This window comes from Frateuria flava (assembly GCF_017837635.1).
Lineage (GTDB): Bacteria > Pseudomonadota > Gammaproteobacteria > Xanthomonadales > Rhodanobacteraceae > Frateuria_A > Frateuria_A flava.
Map to the genome: position 1 here is coordinate 126,431 of NZ_JAGJRS010000021.1, position 26,996 is coordinate 153,426.

Annotated in this window: 21 protein-coding genes; 10 read left to right on the forward strand and 11 right to left on the reverse strand. The window is 69.8% G+C overall.

Features of this window, described 5'->3' with window-relative positions:
• Nucleotides 1-67 precede the first annotated feature (67 nt).
• The 10 genes from J7I44_RS11040 to J7I44_RS11085 all read right to left on the reverse strand — a co-directional run bounded on the left by J7I44_RS11040 (nucleotide 68) and on the right by J7I44_RS11085 (nucleotide 12,820).
• Nucleotides 68-430 carry a hypothetical protein gene (locus J7I44_RS11040; RefSeq protein ID WP_209620409.1) on the reverse strand — a complete coding sequence of 121 codons (363 nt, stop codon included), beginning with the start codon at nucleotides 428-430 and terminating at the stop codon, nucleotides 68-70.
• Nucleotides 427-1,506, reverse strand: a complete 1,080-nt coding sequence (locus tag J7I44_RS11045) for a hypothetical protein (protein ID WP_209620411.1) — start codon at nucleotides 1,504-1,506, stop codon at nucleotides 427-429. Before J7I44_RS11045 ends, J7I44_RS11040 begins: the two co-directional genes overlap by 4 nt.
• Nucleotides 1,503-2,141, reverse strand: coding sequence for a c-type cytochrome (locus J7I44_RS11050; RefSeq protein ID WP_209620413.1), 639 nt, complete (start codon nucleotides 2,139-2,141; stop codon nucleotides 1,503-1,505). Before J7I44_RS11050 ends, J7I44_RS11045 begins: the two co-directional genes overlap by 4 nt.
• 104 nt (nucleotides 2,142-2,245) lie before the next feature.
• Entirely contained in the window at nucleotides 2,246-2,782 is a 537-nt protein-coding gene (locus J7I44_RS11055) for a DUF3341 domain-containing protein (protein ID WP_209620415.1), read from the reverse strand.
• Nucleotides 2,779-4,140 carry an NrfD/PsrC family molybdoenzyme membrane anchor subunit gene (nrfD, locus tag J7I44_RS11060; protein WP_209620418.1) on the reverse strand — a complete coding sequence of 454 codons (1,362 nt, stop codon included), beginning with the start codon at nucleotides 4,138-4,140 and terminating at the stop codon, nucleotides 2,779-2,781. Before nrfD ends, J7I44_RS11055 begins: the two co-directional genes overlap by 4 nt.
• Before the next feature lie 664 nt (nucleotides 4,141-4,804).
• The gene (locus J7I44_RS11065; RefSeq protein WP_209620421.1) at nucleotides 4,805-7,726 is read right to left on the reverse strand and encodes a TAT-variant-translocated molybdopterin oxidoreductase; all 2,922 of its coding nucleotides are present in this window, start codon (nucleotides 7,724-7,726) and stop codon (nucleotides 4,805-4,807) included.
• A 31-nt stretch (nucleotides 7,727-7,757) separates the two neighbouring features.
• Nucleotides 7,758-8,405, reverse strand: coding sequence for a cytochrome c3 family protein (locus J7I44_RS11070; RefSeq protein WP_209620424.1), 648 nt, complete (start codon nucleotides 8,403-8,405; stop codon nucleotides 7,758-7,760).
• 517 nt (nucleotides 8,406-8,922) lie between these two features.
• Nucleotides 8,923-10,194, reverse strand: a complete 1,272-nt coding sequence (locus tag J7I44_RS11075) for a c-type cytochrome (protein WP_209620429.1) — start codon at nucleotides 10,192-10,194, stop codon at nucleotides 8,923-8,925.
• 149 nt (nucleotides 10,195-10,343) lie between these two features.
• The gene (locus tag J7I44_RS11080; RefSeq protein ID WP_245188112.1) at nucleotides 10,344-12,092 is read right to left on the reverse strand and encodes a GMC family oxidoreductase; all 1,749 of its coding nucleotides are present in this window, start codon (nucleotides 12,090-12,092) and stop codon (nucleotides 10,344-10,346) included.
• Nucleotides 12,093-12,103: 11 nt separating this feature from the next.
• Complete coding sequence (locus tag J7I44_RS11085; RefSeq protein ID WP_209620435.1) at nucleotides 12,104-12,820, reverse strand: gluconate 2-dehydrogenase subunit 3 family protein; 717 nt, start codon at nucleotides 12,818-12,820, stop codon at nucleotides 12,104-12,106.
• Nucleotides 12,821-13,178: 358 nt separating this feature from the next.
• Here J7I44_RS11085 and J7I44_RS11090 point away from each other — a divergent pair, with 358 nt between their 5' ends.
• From J7I44_RS11090 to J7I44_RS11130, 9 genes are all read left to right on the forward strand, one after another.
• On the forward strand, nucleotides 13,179-13,604 hold the full coding sequence (locus J7I44_RS11090; RefSeq protein WP_209620438.1) for a response regulator: 426 nt from the start codon (nucleotides 13,179-13,181) through the stop codon (nucleotides 13,602-13,604).
• A gap of 141 nt (nucleotides 13,605-13,745) precedes the next feature.
• Nucleotides 13,746-15,689, forward strand: coding sequence for a hybrid sensor histidine kinase/response regulator (locus J7I44_RS11095; protein WP_209620440.1), 1,944 nt, complete (start codon nucleotides 13,746-13,748; stop codon nucleotides 15,687-15,689).
• Between the two features lie 259 nt (nucleotides 15,690-15,948).
• Nucleotides 15,949-16,221: a hypothetical protein gene (locus J7I44_RS11100; RefSeq protein WP_209620443.1), complete on the forward strand. Its 273-nt coding sequence runs from the start codon at nucleotides 15,949-15,951 to the stop codon at nucleotides 16,219-16,221.
• A gap of 61 nt (nucleotides 16,222-16,282) precedes the next feature.
• Nucleotides 16,283-17,332 carry a BON domain-containing protein gene (locus tag J7I44_RS11105; RefSeq protein ID WP_209620447.1) on the forward strand — a complete coding sequence of 350 codons (1,050 nt, stop codon included), beginning with the start codon at nucleotides 16,283-16,285 and terminating at the stop codon, nucleotides 17,330-17,332.
• Nucleotides 17,333-17,608: 276 nt separating this feature from the next.
• On the forward strand, nucleotides 17,609-18,949 hold the full coding sequence (locus tag J7I44_RS11110; protein ID WP_209620449.1) for a sigma-54-dependent transcriptional regulator: 1,341 nt from the start codon (nucleotides 17,609-17,611) through the stop codon (nucleotides 18,947-18,949).
• 1 nt (nucleotide 18,950) lies between these two features.
• Nucleotides 18,951-19,667, forward strand: coding sequence for a hypothetical protein (locus J7I44_RS11115; protein WP_209620452.1), 717 nt, complete (start codon nucleotides 18,951-18,953; stop codon nucleotides 19,665-19,667).
• Between the two features lie 386 nt (nucleotides 19,668-20,053).
• Nucleotides 20,054-20,347 (forward strand): KGG domain-containing protein, encoded by a 294-nt coding sequence (locus J7I44_RS11120; RefSeq protein ID WP_209620455.1) that lies wholly within the window; start codon nucleotides 20,054-20,056, stop codon nucleotides 20,345-20,347.
• A gap of 51 nt (nucleotides 20,348-20,398) precedes the next feature.
• Entirely contained in the window at nucleotides 20,399-21,049 is a 651-nt protein-coding gene (locus tag J7I44_RS11125) for a DUF4142 domain-containing protein (RefSeq protein WP_209620457.1), read from the forward strand.
• Nucleotides 21,050-21,053: 4 nt separating this feature from the next.
• A complete protein-coding gene (locus tag J7I44_RS11130) occupies nucleotides 21,054-21,236 on the forward strand; it encodes a hypothetical protein (RefSeq protein WP_209620460.1) in 183 nt (60 codons plus the stop codon).
• An 18-nt stretch (nucleotides 21,237-21,254) separates the two neighbouring features.
• On the opposite strand, the gene J7I44_RS11135 is transcribed toward J7I44_RS11130, so the two are convergent.
• Nucleotides 21,255-22,103 carry an alpha/beta hydrolase gene (locus J7I44_RS11135; RefSeq protein ID WP_209620462.1) on the reverse strand — a complete coding sequence of 283 codons (849 nt, stop codon included), beginning with the start codon at nucleotides 22,101-22,103 and terminating at the stop codon, nucleotides 21,255-21,257.
• A 117-nt stretch (nucleotides 22,104-22,220) separates the two neighbouring features.
• Between J7I44_RS11135 and J7I44_RS11140 the strand changes: the two genes are divergently transcribed.
• Complete coding sequence (locus J7I44_RS11140) at nucleotides 22,221-26,984, forward strand: DEAD/DEAH box helicase (RefSeq protein WP_209620467.1); 4,764 nt, start codon at nucleotides 22,221-22,223, stop codon at nucleotides 26,982-26,984.
• The last annotated feature ends 12 nt before the right edge of the window (nucleotides 26,985-26,996 follow it).

Genomic DNA, 26,996 nt, shown 5'->3' on the forward strand with positions numbered 1-26,996 from the left:
GCGCGACCGCGCGGCATGGTCGGGCATGGCGGTCGCGCACAGGGTGCGCTCCTACACGGAAAGGCGGTCATCGCGGCTGCTCCGCGGACGCCGCGGACGCCGGCGCGCCCTGCCCCGCGGCGACCAGCGCCATCGCTCGCGTGATCGGAATCCGCGCCACCGTATGCGCCGGGTCGATCCATTGGTAAGCGTCCAGACGCGAACGCTGCAGCGCGCGCTCCGCGGCGATGTCGGTCGCCGGGTCGGGCTGCAGCCGCGGTTGCGGCGGGATCGGCCGGGGCGGTTGCTCGCCCGCGGTCAGTACCGGCCGCGCCCAGACGTACACCAGCAGCACGATCGCCAGCAGGCTGAGCGCCAGGATGGCCGCGGCCCAGTGCAGCACGCCGGCCGCGATCGTATAGGACGCGTGCGAATCGGGCTGCCGGCTCATGGTCCGAGCTCCAGCGCGGCGCGCCGCCGCGCGCCGTAGCCCAGCCACCACAGCCCGCCGAGGCCGATCCACGCCAGCGGATCGCTCCAGGCCAGGGCGTGCGCGCGCAGCCCCGGCAGCACCAGCCAGGCGACATAGCCGATCTGCGCGACGAACAGCCACAGCGCCACGCCGGCCAGCCAGGCGACGCGCTGCTTGGCCTGGCGCGAGAGCAGCACGGCGAACGGCAGCGCCAGGTGGAACAGCACCAGGAACGCGCCCAGCCAGCGCCAGGCGCTCTTCACCCGCGGCAGGTACCACACCGTCTCCGATGGCAGGTCGGCGATCCATACGGTCAGGTAGTCCATGAAGGCGAGGTAGCCCCAGGCGAGCACCAGCACCATCAGAATGCTGCCCAGGTCGTTCAGCCGTCTGGACGTCCAGAGGACCGATCCACTGTCGGGTCGCGTGACGCTGATCCACACGGCCAGGCCCGCGGCGGCCAGCATTTGCGCCGTGCCGACCAGGATGCCGAGGGTCGTGGAGTGCCAACGCGGCACCAGCGAGGCGACCCAGTCGATCGCCGCCACCGACACGGTCAGGGTGTAGAGGATCAGGCCGCCCGCCGCGAAGCGCCCGGCGGCGGGCGTGGCCAGCCGCCGGCGGATGCCGTGCGCGAGCCACAGCCACAGCGCGAACACGACCACCGCGCGCACGAGGAAGAACGGCAGGTTGAGCCACCAGCGCTGGTGCGCGAGGTTGGGATCGGCCGCCTGCGGGTCCGCCCAGGGGAACAGCACCGCCGCGCCGATCAGCACCGGCAGCAGCAGCAGCGCCATCAGCGGCAGCCGCCGGCTGGCGGCCAGCAGCGCCGGACGCAGGGCGAAGCCCCAGTCGCCGCCGGTCAGCGCGTGGACCAGCAACAGGCCCACGCTGCCCAGCGCCGGCGCCAGCCAGAACAGCCAGGCGAACAGGTAGGACAACAGCACCGTGCGCGGCGCGTGCAGCCCGAGCAGCAGGCAGCCGGCCAGCGCGAGCACGCCGATCACCGCGGCGATGCCTTCGCCGCGCGACACCCGGGGCCAGCGCCGGCTCATCGGCGCACCTCCGTCGGCAGGCGCGCCAGGTCCTGCGGCGTCAGCCGGTCGCGCGGGGCGTGCTGGGAGAGCTGCAGCGCACGGATGTAGGCCACGATGGCCCAGCGGTCGTGTGGGCTGATGCGGTCGGCGTACGGGTACATCACGCCGTAGCCGTCGCTGATCACCTGGTAGAAATGGCTGTCCGGCGCGTTGCGCAGGCGGTCGGTGTGGTAGCTCGGCGGTGCCGGGAAGCCGCGCCGGGCGATCATGCCGTCGCCGTTGCCAGCGCGGCCGTGGCAGGGCGCGCAGTAGATGTCGAAGCGCTGCCGCCCACGCTGCAGCAGCGCCATGGTCACCGGCAGCGGATTGGCATAGCGGCGCTCGCCGACGTCGGCCTGGGCCAGGCTTCGACCCTGCGCATCCAGCGGCAACGCCGGGCCGGGATCGGGTGGCAACGTCATGTGTCCGCGGCGGCCGCTGGCCGTGTCGGCTGCCGCGCCCTGCGCCATCGGCACGCTGCCCGGTGGCGGCGTGCGCGCGCTGTTGCCGTCGGCGAACAGCGGGCTGGGCTCGAGCGGCTTGTACTTGGGCTGGGAGTACATGTCGTGCATGGCCTGCTCGCAGCCGGTGAGCGCGAACAGCGCCGCCAGCATGAACACGTACCTTGCAGGTGCTAACCCTGTGCGCGACCGCCATCGCTCCGGCGCGGTCCCCGGTCGCGCACAGGGTGCGCTCCTACAGAGGAAGGCCGGGCGCTTCATGGCCCCACCCGGTCGATCGCCAGTGGCGCCAGCCGCGCGAGGTCGTCGTGGGCCAGCGCCGGGTCGAAGCAGGGATCGTCGGCGCGCAGCCAGACGAAGAAGCCGTCGCGGCTGGCCGCCTCGAAGCACGGCACGTCGAACAGCGGATGGTGCAGCCGGGGCAGGCCGTTGGCGAAGAACATGCCGACGATGCCGAACACGGCGGCGAACAGGATCGTCATCTCCAGCGCCGCCGGGATGAACGCCGGCCAGCTCGCGTTTGGCCGACCGCCGACGTTGATCGGATAGTCGATCACCGAGGCGTACCACTCCAGCAACAGCGTGCCGAAGCCGCCGGCCAGGCCGCCCAGCAACACCAGCAGCGGGATGCGGTTGCGCATCGGCCCCAGCGCCTGGGCCAGGCCCTCGACCGGATAGGGCGTATAGGCTTCCAGTTGCGTGTAGCCGCGCCCGCGCAGCTCGCGCACCGCCATCAGCAGCGCCCCCGCATCCTCGAAGCGGGCCAGCCAGCCCTGCTCGTGCAACCGGTTCATGCGCCCTCCCTTTCGAGCCGTGCGCGCAATTTGCGCAGCTCGAACATCGGCAGCAGCGGCAGCAGCCGCACGAACAGCAGGAACAGCAGGAAGAACAGCCCGATCGACCCGGCCAGGAAGGCGATGTCCCAGACCGTCGGATAGAACATGCCCCAGCTCGAGGGCAGGAAATCGTGGTACAGGCTGCTGATGATCAGCTCGAAGCGCTCGAACCACATGCCGACCAGTACCAGCAGCGCGATCACGAACAGCGCCGCGTGGCTCCTGCGCACGCGCTCGAACCAGATCGCCTGGATCGCCACCACGTTGCAGCCGATGATCGTCCAGTACACCCAGGCGTAGGCGCCGGTCAGCTCCTGCATGGCGTGTGCGATCTCGTAGCGGTCGCCGCTGTAGAAGGCGTTGAACAGTTCCGAGGCGTAGCTGTAGTCGACGAACAGGCCGGCGGCGAGCATCAGCTTGGCCAGGTTGGCGATGTGCCGCTCGGTGATGAAGTCGCCCAGCCCGAAGAAGCGCCGCAACGGGATGCCCAGCACCAGCACCATGCCAAAGCCGGAGAACAGCGCGCCGGCGACGAAGAACGGCGGGAAGATGGTCGAGTGCCAGCCCGGCAGCAGGCCCTCGGAGAAATCCAGCGCCACCATCGAGTGCACCGAGAACACCAGCGGCACGGCCATCGCCGCAAGCAGCAGGTTGAGCGTCTCGAAGCGCTGCCAGTGCCGCGCCTCGCCGCGCCAGCCGGCGGCGAGCAGGCCGTAGAACACCTGCTTGCCACGGGTGGCGGCGCGGTCGCGCAGGGTGGCCAGGTCGGGGATCAGGCCGACGTAGAAGTACAGCACCGAGACGATCAGGTAGGCGACGATGGCCGAGAAGTCCCAGAACAGCGAGCTGCGCCACTGCGGCCACACGCCCATGCGATCCGGATAGGGCGCCAGCCAGTAGAAGAACCACGGCCGGCCCAGGTGCAGGATCGGGAAAATGCCCGAGACCGAGACGGCGAACACGGTCATCGCCTCGGCGTAGCGGTTGAGCGCGTTGCGCCAGCCCTGCCGCGCCAGGTACAGGCCGCCGGAAATGAAGGTGCCGGCCATGCCGATGGCGATCCACCAGACGTAGTCCGCGATGGCGAAGGCCCACGCCACCGGGATGTCCAGGCCCCAGATGCCCACGCCCTTGGCCAGCAGCCACACGATGCCGGCGCCCAGCCAGGCGGTGAGCACGAAGGAGAGCGCGAAGGCGACCATCCACAGGCGACCGGTGGGTCGCTCGAGCACGATGGCGCTCACCTTGTCGGTAATCGAGGCGTCGGTTTCGCGTAGGGCCAGCAGCCGGGCGTTCATGTCGCGGTGCCCATGCATGCCACTCCCGCTTCCTCTCCTGTGCGGGGAGAGGGGGCGGGTTTGCGGCAGGTGCGGGACAGGGGCGCGATGGATAGCGCGAGAGCATGCGATGGTCTCGCCCCCCCATCCGCCAATACGGCTCCCTCTCCCCTGCGGGGAGCGGGCTGGGGTGAGGGGTCATGGCCTGCGGTGAGGCCTGGCCGTAGCCGGGTGCCTGGCAAAAAGCCACGCGGAGGATGGAAATTCCGGGCGAGCCCCGGCCCCTCACCCCAACCCTCTCCCCGCAGGGGAGAGGGAGCGGGTCTGCGGCGGGTGCGGGACAGCAGCGCGGTGGATAGGGCGAGAACATGCGATGGCCCCGACCACCGATCCGCCAATACGGCTCCCTCTCCCCTGCGGGGAGAGGGAGCGGGTCTGCGGCAAGTGCGAGACAGGGGCGCGGTGGATAGGGCGAGGGCATGCGATGGCCTCGCCCTCCCATCCGCCGATACGGCCCCCTCTCCCCTCCGGGGAGAGGGCTGGGGTGAGGGGTCAAGGCTTGCGGGGACGCTTGGCCGCAGCCGGGCGCCTGGCGAAAGGCCACGCGGTAGATGGAAGTTCGGGGCGAGCCCCGGCCCCTCACCCCAACCCTCTCCCCGGAGGGGAGAGGGAGCCTGATCATGGCAAGCATGAGGGAACCCGCTCATGCGTCGTCCTCCAGCGCGGGGTGCGGGTTGCGGATGGCGGCGAGATACGTGGTGCGGGGACGGGTGTTGAGTTCCTCCAGCAAGGTGTAATGGCGCGGCGAGGCCTTCTGCCGGCTGACCGCGCTGGCCGGGTCCTGCTGGTCGCCGAACACGATCGCCTGGGTTGGGCACACCGCCTGGCAGGCGGTCAGCACCTCGCCGTCGGCGATGCGCCGGCCTTCGCGGTCGGCGGCAATGTGCGCGGTCTGGATGCGCTGGATGCAGTAGGTGCACTTCTCCATGACGCCGCGGTTGCGCACGGAAACGTCCGGGTTGCGCTGCGCCTTCAACGTCTCGGTATGCAGGTCGCTGTACTGCAGGAAGTTGAAGCGGCGCACCTTGTACGGGCAGTTGTTGGAGCAGAAGCGCGTGCCCACGCAGCGGTTGTAGACCTGCACGTTGAGCCCCTCGGCATCGTGCACGGTGGCGCCGACCGGGCAGACCACCTCGCACGGCGCGTGCTCGCAGTGCATGCACGGCACCGGCTGGTGGTGGATGCGCGGGGCGCGGGCATCACCCTCGTAGTAGCGGTCGATGCGGATCCAGTGCATCTCGCGGCCGCGCTCGACTTCCTCGGCGCCCACCACGGGGATGTTGTTCTCCGCCTGGCAGGCGACGGTGCACGCGCCGCAGCCGATGCAGGCGTTCAGATCCACGCTCATGCCCCAGGCGTATTCGCCGTGCAGGCGGTCGGGATAGAGGCTCGGCGGCGGCTGTGCGTGCTCCTGCGCAAACGCGGGATCGGCGCGGAAGGCCTCCAGGGTGCTGGTGCGCACCGGCTCGCGCCCCTCCATGGCGTGGTGGCGCTGGGTGGTGGCCAGTGCAAGCTGCGCGCCGGTGCGGTTGATGCGCAAGCCGTCGCTGCGCCAGGGCGCGTCCGTGCTGCGCAGCGCGTAGGCGTCGAAGCCCAGCTGCCCGCCCACGCGCCCTGCATGCCGACGACCGTAGCCGAGGTAGACGGTGACGCTGCGCGCGGCCTGCCCCGGCATCACCCACACCGGCGCCTGGGTGTGGCGGCCGTCGATGCGCAATTCCAGGGCGTCACCGTTCTTCAGCTCGTGGGCGAGTGCCAGCTCGGGGCTGACCAGCGCCACGTTGCTCCAGGTCAGCGTGGTCAGCGGCTTGGGGCACTCCTGCAGCCAGCCGTTGTTGGCATAGCGGCCGTCCCACACGGTCGGGTCGGGGGCGAACAGCAGTTCCAGGCCAGGCGCGTCTTCCGGCATGGTCACCTGTTCGAGAAAGCCGCGGTCCACGCGCGGCGGTTGCGCCGGCGGTGCACTGTGCGGGATCACGCCGTTCTGCAGGATCGCGCGCCAGGCCGCCTCGTCGACCTGCCAGGTGCCCTGCACGCGCGCCCGCGGGCTTTGCAGGTCGCCCAGGAACAGCGCCAGCAGTTCGTGTTCGCTGCGGCAGTCGTACAGCGGCGCGATCACCGGTTGCACCGCGCTGGCGGTGCCGTCGGCCGCGCGCAGGTCGGACCAGGCTTCCAGCGCATGCGTGCGCGGCAGGTGCCACTGGCAGGCGCGTGCGGTCTCGTCGCGGTACAGCCCCAGGTGAATGCGGCGGGGCACCTTCGCCAGGTGCGCGGCGAACTGCGCGTCGGCTGGCGTGGCGTAGACGGGATTGCCGTCGAGGATCAGCAGCGTGTCGACCTGGCCGTCGGCCATCGCCGCGGTGAGTTCGCGCAGGCCCTGCGCCGAGGACGTCCACGGCTCGGGCGGCGCGTAGTACTCGACCGTGTGTCCGACGTTGCCCAGCGCTTCGTTGAGCAGGTGCGCGAGCGCGTGCACCCATGCCGGCTGCGTGCGTCCGGCGAGCACCAGCGAGCTGCCGTGCTGCGCGTCCAGGTCCTGCGCCAGTGCACGCAGGCGGCGGGTCGACAGGCCGCTGGACTGGGTCGCGTGCACGCCGGGGACGCCGAGCAGTTCGCCCAGTTCCAGCGCCGCCATGCCGATGTGCGCCGAACCCAGCGCCCAGCGGTGGTCCGCCTTGGCGCCGGTGAGCGTGGGCGAGGCTTCCATCACGTACAGGCGGCTGAACGCCCCGGCCTGCGGATCACGCCCGCCGATGAAGTCGCGGCCGTGCCGCAGCGCACCGAGCATGGCCCCGAGGAAGTCGGCCTCGAGCGCGAGCACCACCTGCGCGCGGTCGAAGCGGTAACGCGCGCGCAGCGGCTCGCCGAAGGCCAGCCGGGCGCCGGCCAGCGCGTTGTCCTCGTCGACCGCCTCGTACGCGTGCCAGCGCGCGCCGGGGAAGCGCTTGAGCCACGCCTCGCGCTGGACCGCCAGCGTGGGCGAGTCGAGCCGGCCGCTGAGCACGTGCAGGCCGCGGCCGTCGGCGGCGAAGCGCGTGGCGAGCGTGCGCACCTCGTCGCCGAACGCATCCCAGCTCGACGCTACGCCCTTGTGCACCGGCGCCTGCGAGCGGTCGGGATCCCACAGCTCCAGCACCGCGGCCTGCATCGCGGGCGTGGTGGCCCCCAGGCTCGTCGGGTGCGCGGGATTGCCTTCGATCTTGGTCGGCCGGCCCTGGTGGGTTTCCACCAGCACGCCCGCCACGTCGCCCGCACAGGCCAGCGTGCTGGCATAGAAGCGCGGCAGTGCCGGCGGCAACTGGTCGGGACGGCGTACCCACGGCACGATCTCTTCCTGCGGCGGGCGGCTGCAGGCGCCCAGCCCGGCCAGCGCGAGCGAGGCGCCGAGCAGTTTGAGGAAGCCGCGGCGGCCCAGTTGCGGTTCGAGCTGGGAGAGCTGCGGGAAGGCTTCGCTCAGGCGGGCGCACCAGGCCGGTTGCTCGACCAGCTCCTCCAGCGCGCGCCAGTAGTGCGGGCCGCGGGCGTCGGCCAGGCGGGTGCGCAGGGCGTCCAGCGGGCCGCTCATGCCGTCGCTCTCCCGATGGTGGCGCTGGCGCTCAGCGGTGGCATACCGAGCAATCCGTGAGCCGGCGGGTGTCGATGTGGTAGCGCTTGATCAGCGCCAGGCCGAGTTTCTGCTGGTCGTCGGCCTGCCATCCCATGGCGAATTCCTGCTCGCGCGGGCGCAGGTACTTCTGTGGCGCGCGATGGCAGTCCAGGCACCATTCCATCGACAGCGACTTGGTGCGCATGGTCAGCGGCATGCGGTCGACGCGGCCATGGCAGCTTTCGCAGCCGACGCCCTTGGCCACGTGGATGGAGTGGTTGAAGTAGACGAAGTCGGGCAGCTGGTGGACGCGCTGCCAGTGCAGCGCCACGCCGCGCTCCCAGCTTTCGACCACGGGCTTCAGCACGGCCTGGTCGGTGTACAGCTGCGAGTGGCAGGTCATGCAGGTGGAGATCGGCGGCATGCCGGCGAAGGCGGACGTTTCCACCGTGTCGTGGCAGTAGCGGCAGTCGATGCCGTCGTCGCCGACGTGGTGCTTGTGGCTGAACGGGACGGGTTGTTCCACGGCCTCGCCGATGCGGTGCGGTTCGTTGGTCAGGCCGCGCCAGGCCAGCACCGCGGCGCTCGCGAGCACCAGCACGGCCAGCAGGGCGAGCTTGACGAACAGGCCGAAGCGCGGATGGAAGATCTGGGTCATCGCCCTCTCGTGTGGGTCCTTTCAGGCGAGCGTTCGACGGCAACCATCGCAGGGATGGCGTGAAGCCCGGTTTTATTTAGTTGGCGCGGCGCGAAGCGCCTCGTTCGCTTCCTCTCCCCCAGGTTTTCCAAAAGATGGGGGAGAGGATTGAGGTGAGGGGTCGCTCTTGCGGGGAACCCCAGAAGGAAGCCTCCGCGCGAGCCCCGACCCCTCACCCCGGCCCTCTCCCCGGAGGGGAGAGGGAGCAGAGCGATCGACCATCCCCGCGAACCCCGGCCCCTCACCCCAGCCCTCTCCCCGGAGGGGAGAGGGAGCAGAGCGATCGACCTTCCCCGCGAGCCCCGGCCCCTCACCCCAGCCCTCTCCCCGGAGGGGAGAGGGAGCAGAGCGATCGACCTTGCCGCGCGCACCCCGGCCCCTCACCCCAACCCTCTCCCCGGAGGGGAGAGGGAGCAGAGCGATCGACCTTGCCGCGCGCACCGGCCCCTCACCCCGGCCCTCTCCCCGGCGCGAAGCGTCATGGCGACTTGCGCAGCGTTTCGCGCAGGTCGGCCACGTGGTCGGCCTCCACCGCCTCCGCGTGGTTGCCCCAGGCGTTGCGGATGTACGTGTTCAGGTCGGCGATCTGCGCATCGCTCAGGTGATCGGCAAACCCCTGCATCGCCAGTCCCGTCGGTTCGGCGGTGGTTTGGGGAATGCGCGCGCCGTCCAGGATCACGCCGATCAGCGTGTCGGCGCTGTTCGCCTGCACGGCGGAACTCTGCCGCAGCGGCGGGAACGCGCCGATCTCGCCCTGGCCCTGCTTGAGGTGGCAGGCCTCGCAGTTGTCCACGTAGAGCGCGGCGCCGCGGTCGAGGGTGTCCTTGTCGACCGTGGCCACCGACGCGTCCTTCGGCGCCGGCAGGCTCTTGAGGTAGACCGCGATGGCTTCCAGGTCCGGCTTGCTCAGGTACTGGGTGGACTGCTCGACGACCTCGGCCATCGGGCCGGCGGCGGAGGTGCGGCTGTTACGGCCGGTGCCCAGGTATTGCACGATGTCCTGTTCGGTCCAGCTGCCCAGGCCGTCGCGGACGCCGCCGGCCAGGCTTGGCGCGTAGGCGTTTTCGGCGTAGCCGCCGGTGGGCGGATCGTCCATGTCGGTGGCGCCGGCGAAGTTCTTGTCGCCGTGGCAGGCGCTGCAGTGGCCCAGGCCCTTGACCAGGTAGGCGCCGCGGTTCCACTGCGCCGAGCGCTTCGGATCCGGCTGGTAGGTACCGTCCTGGAAGTACATGCCGTCCCACATCGCCATCAGGCCGCGCTGGTCGAGCGGCCAGGGCAGCTCGTTGTGGCGGTGTACCTGGCGCACGGGCGTGAGCGTGTCGAGGTAGGCCTTGATCGACAGCACGTCGTCGCGGCTGAGCTTGGTGTACCAGGGGTAGGGGAAGGCGGGGTAGAGATGGTCGCCCTCGCGGTCGATGCCCTCGTGCATGGCGCGGTAGAAGTCCTCATCGGTCCAGTTGCCGATGCCGGTTTCCGGGTCCGGCGTGATGTTGCTTGAGTAGATCGTGCCGAACGGCGTGGGGATGGCGCGGTCGCCGGCAAACGGCGCGCCGTTGGGCGCGGTGTGGCAGGCCTCGCAGTCGCCCGCGCGCACCAGGTAGCGGCCACGCGAGATTTGTCCCCACGGGCCCGGGCTCATGCGTTCGCCGAGCTTGACGGCCGAGGGCGCGGCGGGGTCGCGGTCGTGGCTGCAGGCGGTGCAGAGCAGGGCGAGCAGGAGCAGGGATGCGAGGGCCAGGGCTTTGCGCAAGGCCGCCCCCATCCGCCTGTCGGCACCTTCCCCCGTGGAACGGGGGAAGGCTCGGTGGGCCACATCTCGAATCCTTCCCCCGTCCCGCGGGGGAAGGTGCGCGGAGGGCGGATGGGGGAAGCCTTGCGCAGAACGGGCAAACCGCGCGCTCATGTCGTCACCAGCGGGCCGGGGTTCTTCAGGTACCGCTTCATCGCCTCGGCCGACCAGTAGGTCAGCGCGCCGACCGTGCCGGTCGGGTTGTAGCCGGCGTTCTGCGGGAACACGCTCGCGCCCATCACCCACAGGTTGGGTACGTCCCAGCTCTGCAGGTAGCGGTTGACCACCGAGGTCTTCGGGTCGTCGCCCATCACCGCGCCGCCGGTGTTGTGCGTGGTCTGGTAGGGCACGATCGAGTAGGGGCCCTGGCGCTTCTTCTCATGGATGCTGGCGCCGGGGATCGCGCGGCCGATCTGCGCGGCCTTGTCGGTGAGGAAGCCGGACATCTTCAGCTCGTTGGGCTGGAAGTCGAAGGTCAGGCGCAGCAGCGGGTTGCCGTAGACGTCGCGCCAGGTCGGGTCCAGGTCGAGGTAGCTGGTGCGATAGCTCATCACGCTGCCGTGCGTGGCGATCGAGCAGGCGGTGAGGTAGTTCTCGTGCATCGCCTTCTTCCAGCCGGCGCCCCACTTGGGCGCATCCTGCGGCAGGTAGTGCTGCAGGATCGGCCGCCCGCCGGTGTTCCACAGCGCGATGTAGCCCCCGCCGACGAAGCCGTGCGGGCCATGGTCGAAGTTGTCGCCGTTGAACTCGTCGATCGCCTGGCCGAGCGCGCCGGCGCCCATGAACGGGTTCAGCCGCTCCTTCTGGAAGACGTCGACCGAGGAGGTGATCTGGTAGGCGTAGTTGCGCCCGACCACGCCGGTGTTCGACACCGGGTCGTACGGCTGGCCGATCTTCGACAGCAGCAGCAGGTGAACGTTGTGCTGGGCGAATGCGCACAGCACCACCATCTGCGCCGGCTGCTCGATCTGGTTGCCCTCGACGTCGACATAGGTGACGCCGGTGGCGCGCTTGCCGGTCGAATCGGTGTTGACGCGGGTGACGTTGCAGTGCGTGCGGAAGTGGAAGTTGTCCTTGCGCAGCAGCACCGGAAGGATGGTCGTCTGCGGGCTGGCCTTGGAATAGTTGCCGCAGCCGAACCACTCGCAATAGCCGCAGTAGGTGCACTGCCCCATCTGCACGCCCAGCGGGTTGCGGTACGGCCGCGAGGCGTTCGCGGCCGGACACGGGAACGGGTTGAAGCCGACCTCGCGCGCGGCCTTGTCGAACAGCACGGTGGACGCGCTGCGCTCCAGCGGCGGCAGCGGGTAGCCGCGCTTGCGCGGACCCTCGAACGGGTTGCCGCCGGCGACCAACTGGCCGTTGACGTTGCCGGCCTGGCCGGAGATGCCGCAGAGGTATTCGAAGCGGTCGTAGTGCGGCTCCAGCTCCTCGTAGGTGACGCCCCAGTCCTGCAGGTTCATGTCGGCGGGGATGAAGCCCTTGCCGTAGCGTTGCTCGGTATGCGAGCGGATCACGAAATCCTGCGGCAGGAAGCGCCAGCACTGCCCGTTCCAGTGCACGCCCGCGCCGCCCACGCCCGCTGCCGGCATGAACGACCCCAGGTGGCGCATCGGCAGCGCGGTCTGGCTGGCGTTGTTGCGGAAGGTCAGCGTCTCGCGCTCGGGCGATTCGAAGATCTGCTTGCGCACCGCGTAGCGCAGCTCGTCCTGGATGTGGTCGGTGGCGAAGTCCGGGACGGTGTCGCGCCAGGCGCCGCGCTCCAGTGCCAGCACCTGCACGCCGGCATCGGTCAGCTCCTGCGCGATGATCGAGGCGGTCCAGCCGAAGCCGACCAGCACCACGTCCACGGGCGGCATCCGCCGCGCCATCAGGAAGCCTCCCCGGCATGCGCAAGCGCTGTGCCAGGCGCGCGGCCGATCAGGCTGACGTACGGCTGCTGGTAGGGCTTGCCGTATTCGCCGATCTCGCGCACGTAGTTGTAGCGGGGACCGGGGAAGCCCACCAGCTTCCAGCCGGCGAAGTCGCGGTTGCCGCCGTAGGCGGGGTCGGCGAGGAAGCCTTCCTGGGTGTTCTGCCAGAGCAGGTTGAAGAAGGTCTTGGAAGGCACGTCGCCCAAGTCGACCTTGCCGCCCTCGAGTGCGCGCAGGACCTCATCCTGCTGCTCGCCGGTGAGCCCGACGAAGGGCTGCTGGTACTTCCCGCGGCAATGCTTGTCGATGCCGGCGATGGCCTGGCGATAGAGCTGGGCGGGGGTGAAGCGCAGCTGGTAGCCCTGGCCGTCGATGCCGGTGGGCCACGGGCCCTGCATGTACCAGCGTTCGGCGCGGCCATAGGGGCCGGCGAGCTGCAGGTCGAGGAAGGTGGGAATGCCGGCCTTGTCGCCTCCCGGGCCGAGCGCGTCGGTGGGAATCAGCCGCGCGGTGGCGGCCTGGATGAAATCCATCTCCCCGGGTGCGAAGAAGGCGTTGGCGGTGCCCCCATGCGCATCGGTACCGCTACCGCCGCAGGCGCACAGCACCATGCCGGCCGGCACCGTCACGCCGACGAGCCTGAGGAAGTCCCGGCGTGCCGGATCGTGGTTCACGTTGCCGCTCCTCTCCTTCACTGGAAAAAGAGAGCCTAGGCAGGTGGTGGTGAAGAGCCGGCGTCACCGGGGTGAAGGCCAGGTCGTATTCGTCGCAATATTTTACGTTTTCGTTCAAAGGGCTGCGATATTCCCTTGCTATCGAAGAGCCCGTTGATCCGCGATCCACGGCCGCTTAATGGCCCACAAGCGGGCTCGGCCGCGAGAGCGTTGCACGGGTGGTGAACATTTCTGAACCCGGCAGCGAAGTTCGCATGCTTAATGCTTGACGCAGCAATGCTTTGGCCTGCACGCTTCCCTCACTTCTGTATGGTCAGGATTCACGGTTCGGGCCGCGCGTGCGTGTGTGGGAGGCGTCATGGCGAAGGACAACCTTGTATTGCTGGTGGAAGACGACTCGGACACGCGCGAGGTCATGGCGCTGCTGCTCGATGCCGCCGGCTACCAGGTGCTCTCCGCGCGCGACGCCAGCAGCGGCATCCGCCTGATGGACGAACAACCCGGGATCGACGTGATCGTGACCGACGTGAACATCGGCGGCGGCCAGGACGGCATCAGCATGACCGAGGAGCTGCGTCGGCGTGGATCGAACGCTGCTGTCGTGGTGATTTCCGGCGATCCGGAGGCTTCCAGCGAACGGCTGGGCCCGACCGCCACCTTCCTGCCCAAGCCGTACGACCGCAAGGCGCTGCTGGCAGCCATCAACGATGCACGCGCCAAGAATGCGCGCGCCTGCGCCGTCGCCGATGAGGGCCGGCCGCCGTATCCCGGTTTATCTCATTGATCACTTGAGGTAGGTTCGGTTGAGGCCGGCCAACCGGAACGCGCTCGTACTGCGACCGCAATCTATTTGTCCGGAGAACGAATGCCGATGACACCGTCATGGACGGCCGTGACGCGGTGCTTGCTGTGCAAGGACGGTGGCGTGGAGACGAGCGGTCCCAATTCCTACCAGCTGCTGGTGCAGTCCATCCTGGACTACGCCATCTTCATGGTCGATCCACAGGGCCGCATTCGCAGCTGGAATGCCGGTGCCGAGCAGATCCATGGCTACCGCGGCGCCGACATCGTCGGCCGCGCGTTTGCCCTGCTCCATACCGAGGAAGAACGCGCTGGCGGCAGGCCGGAGCTGATCCTGCACATGGTCGCGGCGCACGGCCGCTTCCAGGAAGAGGCCGAGCGGCTGCGCCGCGATGGCAGCCGCTTCTGGGCGCATGTGGTGTGCGACGCGGTGCGCGACGAACACGGCCACCTGCTCGGTTTCGCCATGGTCACCCGCGACATCACCGAACGTCGCATGACCGAACAACGGCTGCGCGAGGTGGAACGGCGTTTCCGGCTGTTCGTCGACGGCGTGACCGACTGCGCCATCTGCATGCTCGACGCCAGCGGCATCGTCACCGACTGGAACACCGGCGCGGAACGCATCAAGGGCTACACCGCCGCGGAGATCATCGGCCATTCGCTGACGCAGTTCTTCGTCAATCCACTGGTCGCCCAGACGGCCATGACCGTGGCCAGCGAGAACGGCCGCTACGACGTGGTCGACTGGCAGGTGCGCAAGGATGGCTCGCGCTTCATGGCCGAGATCGCGATCGACGCGATCCGCGACAACGATGGCCAATTGCTCGGCTTCGCCAAGATCACCCGCGACATCACCGCGCGGGTGGAGGCCGAGCAGCATCTGGAGGACACCCGCGCGCAGCTGTTCCAGTCGCAGAAGATCGAGGCGCTGGGCCAGCTCACCGGTGGCATGGCACATGACTTCAACAATCTCCTGCAGGGCATCATCGGCTCGCTGGAAGTGGTCGAGATGCGCCTGGCCGCCGGTCGCCAGGATGTCGAGCGCTTTCTCGGCAACGCGCTGGATTCGGCCAAGCGCGCTGCCACGCTGACCCATCGCCTGCTCGCCTTCGCGCGGCGTCAGCCGCTGGCGCCCAAGAGCGTGGTCCTGAACGACCTGGTCGCGCAGATCGCCGAACTGCTGCCGGCCACGCTGGGCGAACGGATCGAGCTCAAGCTCGACCTGGCGCCCGCACTGATGCCGGTATTGTGCGATCCGAACCTGCTCGAAAGCGCGATCCTCAACCTGGCCATCAACGCGCGCGACGCCATGCCCGAGGGTGGCCAGCTGACCATCCGCACCGGCTCGGTGCCGCCGGGCGAAGGGCCGCTGCGCCGGCCGCACAGCCTGCGCGATGCGCCCACCCTGCTGTTGCAGGTGAGCGATAACGGCGTGGGCATGACGCCCGAGGTGCGGGCGCGCGCCTTCGATCCGTTCTTCACCACCAAGCCCAAGGGCCGGGGCACCGGGCTGGGACTGTCGATGATCCACGGCTTCGTGACCCAGTCGCGCGGCGCCATCGAGCTGGAAAGCGAGCCCGGCCATGGCACGACCGTGTCGATCTACCTGCCCAGCGGCGAGCGCCGCAGCGTGCGCGCGCTGGACGACCGCGGCGCCGGCACGCGCTGGGAGCCCGCCGCCGGCGAGACCATCCTGCTGGTGGAAGACGAGGACGTGGTGCGCGACCTCATCGCCGGCAAGCTGCGTGACCTGCGCTATCGCGTGCTGGAGGCGCGCGATGGCCATGCCGGCCTGGCCATCATCGAGTCGACCGAGCGCATCGACCTGGTCGTCTCCGACATCGGGTTGCCCGGCCTGACCGGCATGCACATGGTCGAGATCGGTCGGCGGCGCCGACCCGACATGAAGGTGCTTTTCGTCACCGGCTACGCCGAGACGATGCCGGAAGACTGGACGCTGGATGCCAACACCGACCTGCTGACCAAGCCCTTCGAGTTCGACGCCCTGGTCCAGCGCATGCGCGCTCTGCTGCCCGGCCCGCTGAAGCAGGCAAGCTCCCCTTGAGGGAACCCCTACCCGCGGGTTCGCCTGTAGAGCGCGCACCCTGTGCGCGGCTGCCATGTCGCGCACAGGGTGCGCTCCTGCAAGGGCCCGAACAGGCGGTTGTTGATGGGGAAGACAGGCAGGCGCGCGTCTGTAAAAACTGCCGGGACCGGTAAAACCTGCCAGCGCTATGCGCACGGCCGGGCTCGCCGGCGCTGACGCGCGGGATTGGCACATGGCTTGAATGGCAGGAGATGTCCCTCCTTCACGAGGCATCCCCATGCATCTGTTCCTGCCCTGCCCGCCGCTGGTCAATCCGATCCGCGTGCCGCGCATGCCGCCGCCCGGCAGCATGGTGCCATCCAAGCCGGTCGGCGACCCCGAGTCGCTGCCACCCGATCCCGCGCCGCCGCAGCCTTACGACCCTGGCGACCCGGTGCGCGCGCCCCGACCACGCGAACCGGACATGCCCGCGATCGACCCGCACGAGCCCGGCATCCCGATACCGCGCATCGGCGAACCGGGCACGCCCCTCTGCCGCTGGCTGAACTGACGAAAAAATTGACACGGAAGCTGCAAATTTTTCGCGTCCGACCCTTTCCACAGGAGGCCCCATGAGCCAAGACGACGATCGCTACGACGACGAACGGTCACGCTACCGCACCCGCGCAGATCGCATCCGCGAGCACGACCTGCGCGATCCGTACGAGGCCGGCCGGCAGGTACGCACCTATGGACCGGAGCAGGAGCATCCCTGGCAGGCCGCACACCCGCGCCGCGATGTCGAACGCGGCCAGCGGCCCGACTGGAGTGAACAACCCGCCCGCTACGGCGGCGGCTACAGCGATGATGAGCAGCTGTGGTCGCGTCCGCGCGGCCAACGCGGCGACGCGCGCTATGGCCTGGATACGGATGCCGAACGGCACTTCGTCGAGGGCTACCAGAACCCGGACAACCGCCACCGCGCCCATGGCTACGGTCGCTCCTACGACACCTGGCGCGGGGAGCCCCGCCACGCCCAGAGCAATAGCGGCTACGACACCGCGCGCGCGTATGGCCAGGGCAGCCGGCAGGACGACGCGCGCGGCGATCGCATGCACGCCAGCTGGACCCAGGAACACGACTATGAAGGCCCGCGCTACGGCGCCGGTGACTCGCGCCCTTCGCCCGGCCGCCGCGACATTGGCAGCCAGTACGCCCATACCGATACCTACGGCGGCGCCGGCTTCCGCCAGCAGGGCAAGCGCTACTGGTTCGACGAGGGCGACCAGCGTGGCCAGTTCCGCGGCACCCAGCCGCGCGGCTACGAGCGCAGCGACGAACGCCTGCGCGAGCTGGCCTGCGAACGGCTGACCGACGCGGACCTGGACGCCAGCGATATCGAGGTCAAGGTGGTTCAGGGCACGGTCATGCTCGAAGGCAGCGTGAGCGCGCGCTGGATGAAGCATGCCGCGGAGGACATCGTGGACGACCTCGGTGGCGTAAAGGACATCCAGAACCAGCTGCGCGTGCGTCGCGGCGATAGCGACACCGGGACGCAGTCGGCGCCGGCGAGCGGCAGCAAGGCGGGTGCCGCCACGTCGAATGCCACGCCTGCCACCGGCTCCCCGGGCAGCGCTGCCGGCCAGGGCGGCGACGACATCGGCGGACGCAGCCGGCATTGACGATGCATGGCGCCCGTCTGGATGGCACCCAGGCAGGCGCCACGGACCACTGCCCTCGCATGTACGGCATGCGCCACACGCCTGTCGGGCAACCCTTACAACTAGGAACATCTCTTCGACGCTACTTGCACTTCGCATGCGGCATCGTCGGTTTCGTCCACGCCGACCTGCCAAGCGCTGCACGGTTGTAGCTGCCGCCGTGGATACACGGGCGCACGGACGTCCCGATTCCTCCACGAGACAGCCTGGGGTCACGGACCCCTCCCCGGTGAAATTGTGCCGACGACTGCTTCCATCCTGCTCGTTGACGACGACCTTCAATTCCTAGACGTGGTAACCGCCTTTGCCGAACCGAAAGACTGCACCGTCACAGGTGCCGGAAGCCTGGCGCACGCGCTCAAGCTGACCGCCGAACAACGCTTCGATCTTTTGTTGCTCGACCTGTCGTTGCCCGATGGCAACGGACTGGAACTGATTGGCCGCCTGGACCCGCAACAGACCGGGCAGGTGGTCGTGGTCACTGGACATCCTTCGGTGGAGACCGCCGTGCGTGCGCTGCAACTGCCGGTACTGGATTACCTGATCAAGCCCATTGAAGGCGCACAGCTCAACTGCCTGCTCGACCAGGCGATCGCCGCGGCCAAGCTGCGCGCCGCGTCGCGCGCAGACAGCGAGCGCTGCGGCGAGTTGATCGGCACCAGCGCGGTGATGCAGCGGTTGTTCGACAAGATCCGCCGCGTCGCACCGCTGGACGTGACAGTGCTGATCCACGGCGAAAGCGGGACCGGCAAGGAGCTGGCGGCGCGCGCGCTGCACCAGTACAGCGAACGCAACGGCCGCTTCGTCGCGGTCAACTGCGGCGCGATCGCGCCGGACCTGCTCACCAGTCAGCTGTTCGGTCACGAGCGCGGCAGTTTCACCGGCGCGGTCAAGGACCATGCCGGTTTCTTCGAGCAGGCGCAGGGCGGCACGCTGTTCCTGGACGAATGCACCGAGATGCCGCTGCAGTTGCAGACGCATCTGCTGCGCGTGCTGGAGGAGCGCGACGTCACCCGCGTCGGCGCCAGCGCCAGCAAGCCGGTGGACGTGCGCGTGATCGCCGCGACCAACCGCGATCCGCTGCAGGCGGTGCGCGACGGCGTGCTGCGCGCGGACCTCTACTACCGCCTGATGGATTTCCCGCTGTCGATGCCGCCGCTGCGCGAGCATCCGAGCGACATCCCGCTGCTCGCCCAGCGCTTTCTCGACCGTCTCAACGAGCGCTACGGCACCTCGCGCCGCTTCGCTCCGGACGCGATGCGGCGGCTGCTCACGCACGACTGGCCGGGCAACGCGCGCGAGCTCAAACACGCCGTGCAGCGCGCCTGGGTGATGTCCGGCGAAGAGCTGGACATGCGCATCGCCCAACCCCCACAACACCCCCTGCACCAGGCGCACGACCACGGCAGCATGCCCTTTCGCATCGGCATGACCATCGAAGAAATGGAAAAGCAGATGCTCCTGCGCACGCTTGCGCATTTCGACAACGACAAGACGCGGACGGCCGAGGCGCTGGGGGTCAGCCTCAAGACCATCTACAACAAGCTGTCGCGTTACCAGCACGAAGACCGCGAATGACATGAACGCACGACCGGCCAGCTCAGCTATCACCCCCATCCCCCTGCCGCTGCCGACCACGTTGCAAGCGCTCGATGCCTCCTCCGCGGAGGAGGCGATCACGCGCCTGCTGCAGCACGTCAGCCTGCAATGGCACGCCGAGGTTTGCCTGCTGGTGGCACCGCACCGCCAGAGCGGACAGGGTCGCTATTGCTGGCAACTGCCGCCGCCACCGACCTCGCGTCGCGACGCGCGCGCGCTGGCCGGCCAGGTGGCGGCGCAGTCGCTGCGCTCCGCGCTGACGGTCGAGCGCAGCGATGCGCGCGAGCGCGGCGGCAACGCCCGCCTGCGGGCGATCGGCCTGCCGTGCCGGCGTGCGCGCCGTCCGGCTGCCGCCCTGGGCCTGGCGCTGTATCGCCCGCGCATGCTCGATGCGGAGGAGCGCGCCGCGCTGGGCCACGTCGGCGCCTGGCTGGCGGTGCTGTTGCAGCGCGAGCGGCGCGAGTCGACCGAGCAGGAGCAAGGCACCGATCCGGTGCTGGTCGTCGACGCGATCAACAATGCACTCAACGTGATCCTGATGCGCACCGACCTGGCCGCGTTGATGCTCGAGCGCGAGGACCATGCCAAGGTGCTCACCGTGCTCAACCAGATCGGCAGCGGTTGCCTGCGCTGCGCCGAACTGGCCCGCGGCCTGCTCACCGACCCGCGGCCGCTGCGCCGATCCGAGCTCAACTGACGCTCACCTGATCCTGTCCGAGCCCGCGTGCGGGCGATGGTCTTGCCCTGACGCACCCGAGCAGGAGCATCGCCGGCACGCGCGTTTCTACAAGAAACGCATCGATCCGGACGCAAACGTCTACCCCTGCTCCACACGCCCGTCACCGCCCGTAGCTGCCCGCACCGGCAACTTTTCCAAGCGGCTTTGTAGTTTTGCCGCGACCGCTTGCGAGCAGGCGCGACAGCATCCGGCCTGTCGACGACGTTGGCCGCGAAACGGCGGCGTTCGCCGCACTTCCAGACTGGCATGGATGTTGCCACCACACGGCAGCCGTCGCGCAACGCGGCGCGCCGTCGGGCCCCCACTGCTCGACGTCCCCCCCGAACGCATGAGAGAGCACCCACATGTCCAGCAAGAACCCAGGCAGCAGCACCAGCAAGCGCGGCTTCGCCAGCATGGACGAGGAGCGCCAGCGCGAGATCGCCAGCGAAGGCGGTCGCGCGGCGCACGCCAGCGGCCATGCCCACCAGTTCACGTCCGAGGAAGCGCGCCGTGCCGGCCAGAAGGGCGGCGAAGCGGTGAGCGCCAACCGCGAGCACATGGCGGCGATCGGCCGCAAGGGCGGCGAAGCCAGCCACGGTCGCCGTGGCGACACCAAGTCAGCCCGGTCGGGCGAGAAAAACGAAGAAGGGGACTGATCACGCGCCACGCAAAACCAGGGGCGGCAAACCATCGACGAGGAAAAGCACATGACCGTACGACCCATCAGCCTGGTGCTCGGCACCGTGCTGCTGGCCGGCCTGTGCTGCAGCGCGTTCGCGCAGAGCAGCACCGGCCAGGACAGCGGCGACCGCATGACCCACAGCATGCAGAGCGACGGCAGCCACGACGCGATGTTCATGCGCAAGGCCGCCGCGGCCAACATGGCCGAGATCCAGGCCGGGCGCATCGCGCTGGACAAGTCCAGCAACGCGCAGGTCAAGCAGCTGGCCCAGCGCATCATCGATGACCACACCAAGGCCGGCGACCAGCTGACGAGCATCGCCCAGCGCAAGCAGGTGTCCCTGCCCACCGAGCCGATGCCGATGCAGAAGCAGGAGGCCGACCACCTGAAGTCGCTCAGCGGCTCGGCGTTCGACAAGGCCTATGCGCAGGCGATGGTCAAGGACCACCGCAAGGCGATCAAGCTGTTTGGCATGGAAAGCGCCAGCGGCAGCGATCCGGACCTCAAGCAGTTCGCCAGCACCACGCTGCCGGCGCTGAAGACACACCTGCAGATGGCCGAGCAGCTCCCGGGCGGCAGCGGCATGCACCACGACACGATGGACCACCACGGCGCCACGCCGATGGACGACAGCGGCTCGATGGGCATGCCCGCCTCGGGCAGCAGCACGCACTGAGGCCATGAACGCCACCGCCCACCAGCGCTGCGCCCACCCGGCCTGTCGCTGCAGTGTGCCTGTGGGCGACACCTACTGCTCCGAGCACTGCCGCCAGACGGTCGACGAGCCGGCCGAAGGTCCCTGCGGCTGCGGGCATGCGCCCTGCGCGCCGGGCAACGCGCGCGAGCAACCGGCAGAACCGTAGGGTGGGCATCAGCCCGCCCTACGGGACCTGCGCCAGCCACGACTGCAGCTGGGCGAGGACCCGGCTGCGGCCGGGTTCGGCCTCGTTGAAGAGCTCGTGGAAGAGATCTTCGTACACGTGCGTCGTAAGGTGCCTGCTGGTCTTGGCCGCCGCGGCGAACGCATGGCTGCCGCGCGCATCGACCAGGCGGTCGGCGCCCGCCACCAGCAGCAGCGTGGGGACGGGCAGCGTGGCGGCCAGGGCGATGCAGTGCCGGCCGCTCTCGAAGATGAAGCGGGCCAGCCGCGGCGTGATCCAGCCCGAACGCAGTGGATCGCGCCGGTAGGCGTCGACCACGGGCGATGCGTGCGACAACGCCTCGAACGGCAGGCCGCTGCGCAGGGGTAGGTTCGGCAGCACGCGCGCAAGCCGCGTGGCCAGCGCCTGCTCCCAGGCCGGCGTCCAGGCCCGCAGTGCCGGCGAGGAAAGCACCAGCGCGGGCGGCGCCACGCGCCTGTCGAGTACCGCGCGCAAGGCGACCAGGCCGCCCATGCTGTGGCCCAGCAGCAGCGGCGGTGCAGGCAGGGGGGCGGCGAAGCGGTCGTACACCTCGGCCAGGTCGTCGATCAGCGCCAGCGGCCTCGGCAGCGCGCCACGCCGGCCCGGCGTGCGCCCGTGCCCGCACTGGTCATAGCTGCGCACCGCGTAGCCGCGTGCGTTGAACCAGGCGGCCAGCGGGCCGTAGCGGCCGGCGTGTTCGCCCAGCCCGTGCACGATCAGCACCCCGGCGCGGGCATCCTGCCGCGGCCAGTCATGCATGCACAGCCGCCGGCCATCGGCCAGCGTCAGCCAGTCGAGCGCCTCCCTGTCTGACTGCCGTGCATCCACGCGCCTGCCTCGCTCTCCATCGGTTCCTTAAGCTAGCCCGACGGCCGCATCCTGAACAGGCTCGAAGTGTGAGACAGGCACCCCATATCATCCGGACACGCATCCGCCCTGGCCGCCATGCCGCTCGAACACTTCCATCCCGCCGTCGCGCGCTGGTTCCAGCGCAGCTTCCCGGCGCCCACCGCGGCGCAGGCGGGGGCGTGGCCGAACATCCACGCCGGCCGCCACACCCTGGTCGCCGCGCCGACGGGCTCGGGCAAGACGCTGACCGCCTTCCTCGCCGCCATCGACGCGCTGGTGCGCGAGGGACTGGCCCATGGCGGCGCCTTGCCGGACGAGACACGGGTGGTCTACGTCTCGCCGCTGAAGGCGCTGTCCAACGACATCCACATCAACCTCGAAGCGCCGCTGGAAGGCATCCGCGCCGAACTCGCCGCCGAAGGCCTGCCGGACGTGGCGATCCGCACCGCCGTGCGCACCGGCGACACGCCGCAGGCCGAGCGCGCGCTGATGCGCAAGGTGAGCCCGCACATCCTGGTGACCACGCCCGAGTCGCTGTACGTGCTGCTGGGCTCGGCGTCCGGGCGCGAGATGCTGAAAAGCACGCGCGCGGTGATCGTGGACGAGATCCACGCACTGGCCAATTCCAAGCGCGGCACGCACCTGGCGCTGTCGCTCGAGCGGCTGGAGTCGCTGTGCCAGCGGCCGCTGCAGCGGATCGGCTTGTCGGCGACGCAGAAGCCGATCGAAGAGGTGGCGCGGTTTCTGGTTGGAGCCCGGGACCAGGCTCCCTCTCCCCTTCGGGGAGAGGGCTGGGGTGAGGGGCGGGGCTTGCCTCAGCCCAGCCAAGAGCTCGCTCCTGCAACCTTCCCCGCGAGCCCCGGCCCCTCATCCGGCCCTTCGGGCCACCTTCTCCCCGGAGGGGAGAAGGAACTGGCGAGCTGCGCGATTGTTGATGTCGGCCACGCCCGCCCCCGCGACCTCGCCATCGAAGTGCCGCCGGTCCCGCTCGAAGCGGTGATGTCCAACGACGCCTGGGAAACGGTCTACGACCGCCTCGCCCAGCTCGCCCGCGACCACCGCACCACGCTGGTCTTCGTCAACACCCGCCGCATGGCCGAGCGCGCCGCGCGCCACCTGGCCGAGCGGCTGGGCAAGCGGGCGGTCGCCGCGCACCACGGCAGCCTGGCCAAGGAGCTGCGGCTCGACGCGGAGCAGCGCCTCAAGCGCGGCGAACTGAAGCTGCTCGTCGCGACCGCCTCGCTGGAGCTGGGCATCGACATCGGCGATGTCGACCTGGTCTGCCAGCTTGCCTCGCCACGTTCGATCGCCGCCTTCCTGCAGCGCGCCGGCCGCTCCGGCCACGCGGTCAACGGCACGCCCAAGGCGCGCCTGTTCCCGACCAGCCGCGACGACCTGTTCGAGTGCGCCGCCTTGCTCGACTGCGTGCGACGGGGCGAACTCGATGCGCTGGTGCAACCGGTGCAGCCGCTGGACGTGCTGGCGCAGCAGATCGTCGCCGAGGTCGCATCGCAGGAGTGGCAAGAGGACGCGCTCTACGCGCTGGTGCGCGGCGCGCATCCCTACCGCGAGCTGCCGCGCGAGCAGTTCGACGCCATCGTGCGCATGCTCGCCGAGGGCTTCAGCACCCGCCGCGGCGCGCGCGCGGCCTATATCCATCGCGACGCCGTGCATCGCCAGTTGCGCGCGCGCCGCAACGCGCGGCTGACCGCGGTGACCTCCGGCGGCACCATCCCGGACACCGCCGACTACCGCGTCGTGCTGGAGCCCCAAAACACCGTCATCGGCTCGCTCAACGAGGATTTCGCGATCGAAAGCCTCGCCGGCGACGTGTTCCAGCTGGGCAACACCAGCTACCGCATCCTGCGCGTGGAGCGCGATCGCGTGCGCGTCGAGGACGCCCACGGCGCGCCGCCGAGCCTGCCGTTCTGGCTGGGCGAGGCGCCCGGGCGCAGCGATGAGCTGTCCGTTGGCGTGGCGCGCCTGCGCGAGGAGATCGGCGCCCAGCTCGATGCCGGCGGCGTGACCGCGGCGGTGGCGTGGCTGCGCGAGGTGCTGTCGATGAGCGAGGCGGCGGCGCAACAGCTGGCCGATTACCTGCACCGTGCCAAGGTCGCGCTCGGCGTTCTGCCGACCCAGCACACGATCGTCTTCGAGCGCTTCTTCGACGAATCCGGCGGCACCCAGCTGGTGATTCACACGCCCTTCGGCAGCCGCATCAACCGTGCCTGGGGCCTGGCCCTGCGCAAGCGCTTCTGCCGCCAGTTCAACTTCGAGCTGCAGGCGGCGGCGACCGAGGACGCGATCGTGCTGTCGCTCTCGACCAGCCACAGCTTTCCGCTGGAAGAGGTCGCGCGCTACCTGCATTCGAACTCTGCCGAGCACGTGCTGGTGCAGGCGTTGCTGGACGCGCCGCTGTTCCCCGCGCGCTGGCGCTGGAACGCGGTTACCGCGCTGGCGCTGCCGCGCTATACCGGGGGCAAGAAGACGCCGCCGCAGATCCAGCGCATGAAGAGCGAGGACCTGCTCGCCACCGTGTTCCCCGACCAGGTCGCCTGCCTGGAGAACATCGTCGGCGAGCGGCAGATCCCCGACCATCCGCTGGTCAACCAGACGCTGCACGATTGCCTGCGCGAGGCGATGGACGTCGACGGCCTGTTGCGCATCCTGCGCGGCTTCGAGACGGGCGCGATCACGGTGGTCGCGCGCGACCTCACCGGCCCCAGTCCGCTCGCCTCCGAAGTACTCTCCGCCGCGCCCTACGCCTACCTCGACGACGCGCCACTGGAAGAACGCCGCACCCAGGCGGTGCAGAGCCGGCGCTGGAACGCCGAGGACGCCGACGACCTCGGCCGGCTCGATCCGGAGGCGATCGCCGCGGTGCGCGAGGAGGCCTGGCCGCAGGTGCGCAGCGGTGACGAGATGCACGAGGCGCTGACGTTGCTGGGGTTTGTCACCGCTGATGAGGTGCACGCCAACACCGGCTGGCAGGAGCGTCTGGAGGCGCTCGCCAGGCATCACCGCGCCACGTGTCTCAACCTGGCCGGAAACCAGGCTCTCTCTCCCCCCCTGGGAGAGGGTTGGGGTGAGGGGTCGAGCTTGCGGGGAGCCTCCCAGGAACGAACTGCAAGCGACTTCCCCGCGAGCCCCGCCCCCTCATCCGACCCCTGCGGGGCCACCTTCTCCCCCGGCTCTCATCAAATGCGGGGGAGAAGGACCAGGCGCGTGTGGGTCACGGCCGAGGTATTGCCGCTGTGGCAGACGATCCATGCGGACGCCACGCTGCACCCGCCCATCAGCACCCCACCCGACTACGCCGCGCAGGCCTGGACCCGCGACGAGGCGCTGATCGAACTGGTCCGCCGCCGCCTCGGCGGCCTGGGTCCCACCACGCCCGCCGCACTGGCCGCGTCGCTCGCGGTCGATGCGGCGGACGTCGAACCCGCCCTGCTGCGCCTGCAGTCCGAGGGCTACGTCATGCAGGGCCGCTTCACCCCCGACGCGGCTGGCATCGAGTGGTGCGAACGCCACCTGCTCGCGCGCATCCATCGCTACACCATCGGTCGGCTGCGCCGCGAGATCGAACCGGTCAGCCGGCGGGACCTGATCCGCTTCCTGGCCGATTGGCAGCACCTGACGCCGGACACGCGACTGGAAGGTCCCGACGGCCTGATCGCCACGTTGCACCAGCTCGAAGGCTTCGAGGCGGCCGCCGGCGCCTGGGAAACCGAACTGCTGCCCTCGCGCGTGGGCGACTACACCAGCCGCTGGCTGGACGAACTGTGCCGCGCGGGCCGCTTCGGCTGGAACCGCCTGCGCGCCGGCGGCGGCAGCGCCGGCCCGGTGCGGGCCACGCCCATCGTGCTGCTGCCACGCCGGCAAATGGCCATCTGGACGTCCATCGCCTCGGGTGAGCAGCCGCAGGAGTCCTTGCTTTCCTCGCGCGCGCAGGCCGTGGCCGATGCCCTGGCCAGCCACGGCGCACTGTTCTTCGATGAACTGCTCGATGCCACCCGCTTGCTGCGTACCGAGCTGGAGAATGCGCTCGGCGAACTGGTCGCCGCCGGCCGCGTCACCGCCGACAGCTTTGCCGGCCTGCGTGCGCTTCTGCTGCCCGCCGCCAAGCGAGACTCGCGCCCGCACCGTCGCGCACGGCGGCATGCGTTGAGCGAGATCGAGGATGCCGGGCGCTGGTCGCTGGCACGCACGGTCCTTCTCCCCGCCGGGGAGAAGGTGGCCCCGAAGGGGTCGGATGAGGGGTCGGGGCTCGCGGGGAGCGCCGTTGAGAACTCACCGCAAGGCCGGCCCCTCACCTCAATCCTCTCCCCGGTGGGGAGAGGAGGCAAAGGAGGCGCTTCGCGCCAGCTTGATTCCGATGAAGCAGAACACGTTGCACGTGTCCTGCTTCGCCGCTACGGCGTGGTCTTCTGGAAATTGCTCGAGCGCGAGGCTCCGTGGCTGCCCTCCTGGCGCGAGCTGCTGCGCGTCTACCATCGCCTGGAAGCGCGCGGCGAAATCCGTGGCGGGCGTTTCGTCGAGGGCCTGGTCGGCGAGCAGTTCGCGCTGCCGGAGGCGATCGGCGCGCTGCGCGGCGTGCGCCAGCGCGAGGCCACGCAGCAGCTGGTCTGCGTCAGCGGCAGCGATCCGCTCAACCTGGTCGGCACGGTGCTCGCCGGCGACAAGCTGCCCGCGCTGGCCGGCACCCGCGTGCTGTACGAGGACGGCGTGCCCGTAGCCGCACTGGTGGCCAACAAACCGCAGTTCCTGCTCGAAGCCGACGGCGCCACCCAGCAGCGCTGGCGCAACGCGTTGCTGCGGCGGCCGGGCAGCGAGGCGCACGGGATCGGCCTGGCGGTGTGACGGTGTGGCGGG

Bases quoted from the DNA above. Each gene is read 5' to 3' on its own strand.
- J7I44_RS11040 (WP_209620409.1), bottom strand. From the start codon at position 430: ATGAGCCGGCAGCCCGATTCGCACGCGTCCTATACGATCGCGGCCGGC.
- J7I44_RS11045 (WP_209620411.1), bottom strand. From the start codon at position 1,506: ATGAGCCGGCGCTGGCCCCGGGTGTCGCGCGGCGAAGGCATCGCCGCG.
- J7I44_RS11050 (WP_209620413.1), bottom strand. From the start codon at position 2,141: ATGCTGGCGGCGCTGTTCGCGCTCACCGGCTGCGAGCAGGCCATGCAC.
- J7I44_RS11055 (WP_209620415.1), bottom strand. From the start codon at position 2,782: ATGAACCGGTTGCACGAGCAGGGCTGGCTGGCCCGCTTCGAGGATGCG.
- nrfD (WP_209620418.1), bottom strand. From the start codon at position 4,140: ATGCATGGGCACCGCGACATGAACGCCCGGCTGCTGGCCCTACGCGAA.
- J7I44_RS11065 (WP_209620421.1), bottom strand. From the start codon at position 7,726: ATGAGCGGCCCGCTGGACGCCCTGCGCACCCGCCTGGCCGACGCCCGC.
- J7I44_RS11070 (WP_209620424.1), bottom strand. From the start codon at position 8,405: ATGACCCAGATCTTCCATCCGCGCTTCGGCCTGTTCGTCAAGCTCGCC.
- J7I44_RS11080 (WP_245188112.1), bottom strand. From the start codon at position 12,092: ATGCCGCCCGTGGACGTGGTGCTGGTCGGCTTCGGCTGGACCGCCTCG.
- J7I44_RS11090 (WP_209620438.1), top strand. From the start codon at position 13,179: ATGGCGAAGGACAACCTTGTATTGCTGGTGGAAGACGACTCGGACACG.
- J7I44_RS11100 (WP_209620443.1), top strand. From the start codon at position 15,949: ATGCATCTGTTCCTGCCCTGCCCGCCGCTGGTCAATCCGATCCGCGTG.
- J7I44_RS11105 (WP_209620447.1), top strand. From the start codon at position 16,283: ATGAGCCAAGACGACGATCGCTACGACGACGAACGGTCACGCTACCGC.
- J7I44_RS11115 (WP_209620452.1), top strand. From the start codon at position 18,951: ATGAACGCACGACCGGCCAGCTCAGCTATCACCCCCATCCCCCTGCCG.
- J7I44_RS11120 (WP_209620455.1), top strand. From the start codon at position 20,054: ATGTCCAGCAAGAACCCAGGCAGCAGCACCAGCAAGCGCGGCTTCGCC.
- J7I44_RS11125 (WP_209620457.1), top strand. From the start codon at position 20,399: ATGACCGTACGACCCATCAGCCTGGTGCTCGGCACCGTGCTGCTGGCC.
- J7I44_RS11130 (WP_209620460.1), top strand. From the start codon at position 21,054: ATGAACGCCACCGCCCACCAGCGCTGCGCCCACCCGGCCTGTCGCTGC.
- J7I44_RS11140 (WP_209620467.1), top strand. From the start codon at position 22,221: ATGCCGCTCGAACACTTCCATCCCGCCGTCGCGCGCTGGTTCCAGCGC.